Source organism: Brevibacillus sp. HB2.2 (genome assembly GCF_013284275.1).
Taxonomy (GTDB): Bacteria; Bacillota; Bacilli; order Brevibacillales; family Brevibacillaceae; genus Brevibacillus; species Brevibacillus brevis_D.
In genome coordinates this window covers 1-4,051 of sequence record NZ_JABSUV010000081.1, presented here as the reverse complement: position 1 = coordinate 4,051, position 4,051 = coordinate 1, and the positions used below count along the sequence as shown (strand labels likewise).

Sequence of the window (4,051 nt, the reverse complement as noted above, 5' to 3'; positions counted from 1 at the left end):
CAGACCTGTCGAGCCCGAGGTGTAAATGACATAGGAAAGGTTCGTTGCTGCCACTAAATTCGGCAGGTTTTCTTCGCTTTGTTCTGCGATAGCCTCCCAGTCACGATCCAGGCAGATTACTTTTGCTGTACGCTCGGGCAGCATGGATAGCAGACTTCCTTGGGTCAACACGATCGCCGCTTTCGAATCCTCCAACGTATAACCGATTCTCTCTTGGGGATACGCGGGATCAATCGGCACATATGCCCCGCCAGCTTTAAGAATGCCCATCATCGCTACAATCATCTCGGTCGTACGTTCCATGAGAACAGCCACCAAGACCTCTGGACCGATCCCTTGCGCCCGCAGATAGTTAGCCAGCTGGTTTGCACGGCGGTTCAGCTCCGCGTACGTCAGTCTTTCCTCTCCGACGATTAAAGCTTCCGCATCCGGTGTTGCGACTACTTGTGCTTCAAATAGCTGGTGCATCACCGCGTCACGAGCATATTCCGTTTCCGTTGCGTTCCATTCTACTAACAGCTTGTGACGTTCCTCGTCTGTAATAAATGAAAGTGTAGTCAACGGCTGTTCCGCTTGTGTAGTTAGGGCATGTAGAACCTGAGACATCTGTTCCAATACTTTCACAATCGCTTCCGAATCAAAACGTCCTTGCTCATAGATCAATTTGAGAGCAAGTTCATCGCCAGGAGCTACCACCAATGTCAATGGGTAATTGGTTTGCTCCACTGCTTCGACTTCACTCAGCGACACGCCGGAATCTGACCCCTCACTTGTGCTATTCAGGTAATTCTCAAAAACGAGAATACTATCGAACAACGATTGTCCATGTGGAACCTCGCTCCAGCCTTGAACGTCTACAAGTGGTGTGTATTCATACTGGCGGATGTCTAATTGTGTCTTTTGCAAGTGTTGTAACCATTCCTGAATCGTTTGGCTTGGGTCAAACATGACGCGGACAGGTAGCGTATTAATAAAGAGTCCTACCATGTTTTCCACTCCTGGCAGCTCCGCTGGACGACCAGAAACCGTCGTTCCAAAGACAACATCGTCTGATCCGCTGTAACCGCTCAGGATGAGTGCCCATGCCCCTTGCACCAGCGTATTTAGCGTCAACTGCTGCTTGCGGGCAAAAGCTTGTAGATGTTCCGTTACTTCCTTGGATAAGTAAACGGTGCGATCTCTGTAGGCTTTAGGCTGTATGGCATGACTGCCTGCTTTTCCCATCGCAAGTGGCGTTGATTCGTAGAAGTCTTTTAACTGCTCTCGCCAATAGCGCTCCGCAACTTGTTTATCTTGCTTATGGAGCCATGCGATATAACGACTGAATGGTTGGACTGCTTCTAGTTTTTCTTCTTCGCCTTTATCAATCGCTTGATAACTCGCCTGCCAATCTTGCAAGACAAGTGGCATACTCCAGCCATCTAGCAAGATATGATGGAAGCTCCATAAGAAGCGATACGTATGATCGTTTGTGGAAAACAATGTCCACCGCATTAATGGCGCCTGATTAAGCTGGAAGTTTTGCACCCGATCTTTTTCCATGTACGATTGGATTTCAGCTTCCTGCTTATCGGCATCCACATGGCGTAGGTCGATTTTTTCCACGCTTACTTTTACTTGTTTTCGAACGATTTGATGCGGTTGTTCCAAGCCTTCCCAGATAAAGGAGGTACGAAGAATCGAATGACGGTCGACGATTCTCTGCCAAGCTTGCTCGAATGCTGCCAAGCTAATATCTCGCACTGTCATGAGGAACTGTACAACATAATCGCCGCCCTCTTGTTCATACAGGGAGTGGAACAGCATCCCCTCTTGCAGTGGGGTCAGCAGGTATACATTTTCGAGCTGACGATCCGAAGCGATGTATTTGTCGATTGACTGCTGATTCAGATTAGCCAGCGGGAAGTCTGACGGTGTGTAGCCGATTTCTTCTGCCGATTGGGTGTAAGTCATAATCTCCCGCAGTGCTTCCATGTAATGATCAGCAACCGCCGCAATCGTCTGTTCGTCATGGATGTTTTCGTTGTACAACCAGGTGACGTGTAGCTGATCTCCTGTTACCGCACTAATGATATCGAGCAAGTTCTCTCGAATCGAATCAGGGGCAAGATTGGCTCCACTGCATTCAGACGCTATGCCAAATGTAGAGGAAACCGCCACCGTCTGATCAAACTGTCCGAGGTAGTTGAAGCTGATTTGCGGTTTCAGTTGGGCGTTCAGTTGATGTTGTAGCTCGAGATCATCACTTAAATAGCGCAAAATTCCATAGCCGACACCCTTATTTGGAATCTGGCGGAGCTGTTCCTTGACTGCCTTCAGCGTATGCCCCCATGGTTTTTCTTGCTCGATAGAAATCAGTATCGGGTACATACTTGTGAACCAGCCAACCGTATGGGATAAATCTGCCCCCTCGATAATCTCCTCGCGTCCATGTCCTTCCAGCGTAACGACCATCTTCTCTTTTCCTGTCCATCGATTCAACGCTTTTGCTAAGGAAGCCAGCAATACGTCATTGATTTGCAGACGGTAGGAAGGGAGCGTTTCGTGAAGCAAGGTGCGCGTCTCTTCGGCGGTCAGCGTCAGTGTAATCTGTTTCGTGGATGCCTCGATGTTTTGCGCTGGCTCATACGTACGGTCTACAGGAAGTGGATCTACTTCATACGCTTGATTTGCCCAAAAGGCTTTTTCCTTATCAAGCGAATCAGACTTGGCATAAGCGTGTAACTGTTCAGCCCATGCCTGAAACGACGTCGTTTTTGACGGGAATTGCACCGCCTGACCATTCACAGCTTGCTCATAGGCCAACTGCAAGTCTTCCAGCAAAATGCGCCAGGATACCCCATCGACTACCAAGTGATGAATAACGAGCAGGAGTCGTCCCGCGCGTTCTTTTCCAAGATGGAAGTACACTGCTCGGAACATCGGGCCTTCTGTGATATTGAGACTTGCCTGCTTCTCACCTGCAATTTCTTCCAATCGCACGAATTGTTCCTCTGCTGCGATGCCAGACAAATCAACCAAATGGAAAGGGGCAGGTTCGCCCAAGCCCTCGATGTGTTGTGACCATATCCCGTCGTTGTTCGTATAACGCATGCGTAAAGCATCGTGGTGTGCAATCAATTCGGCAATGGCACGCTCCAATGCGCTCGTATCAACCGGTTCCTCGACTGTCAACAAGAAGGATTGATTCCAGTGATGGATGGACGGTTGATTAGCGGCAAAGAACCACTTCTGGATTGGCGTAAGCAACACATTGCCGGTTACGAGGCCTTGTTCCGCCAGTTGAATAGCACTTTCCCCGTTTCCAGTTGTTGAAACGAGAGCTGCCAGCTCAGCGATTGTTTGGTTTTCAAAGATCTGTTTAGGTGTAAGACGAATCCCTGCTTGGTTAGCCCGAGAGACGATTTGGATACTCAGGATCGAGTCTCCTCCGAGTTCGAAGAAGTTAGCGTTGATACTGATTTCTTCGATTCTGAGAACGTCTTGCCAAATCTCAGACAGTTTGCGCTCGATCAAGGTATGTGGTGCCACGTAGTGCTCATCACTTGAGTGCGCATAGTCAGGTTTTGGCAGGGCCCGACGGTCTACTTTCCCGTTTGGCGTAAGCGGCAATTCTTCCAGCATGACAAAAGCAGATGGCACCATATAATCCGGAACATGTGCTTTGAAGTGCTGGCGCAGCTCGGCTGTGTCAACCTCTTGCTCAGCTTGCTTGACCGCATAAGCGACGAGCTGTTTCTTGCCTGGTTCATCTTCGCGGACAATGACGACGGATGCAGCAAGAGCAGGATGTTTGGCTAATACTGCCTCTACTTCACTCAGCTCGATGCGGAATCCACGGACTTTTACCTGATTGTCGATTCGGCCGATGAACTCGATAAGACCATCTGGCAGGAAACGAACCAGGTCACCCGTCCGATAAAGTCGTGCCTGCGGATCGGTTGAGTACGGGTTAGGTACAAAGCGCTCTTCCGTCAAATCAGGACGATTCAAATATCCATTCGCCAGACCATCTCCGCCGATGTACAACTCACCTGTTACACCAATCGGA

The 4,051-nt window shown here is 49.3% G+C and carries 1 protein-coding gene; it reads right to left on the bottom strand.

Annotated elements, in window-relative coordinates; genetic code table 11:
* On the bottom strand, positions 1 to 4,051 hold a 4,051-nt coding region (locus HP401_RS29300; protein WP_173607602.1), incomplete at both ends, for a condensation domain-containing protein.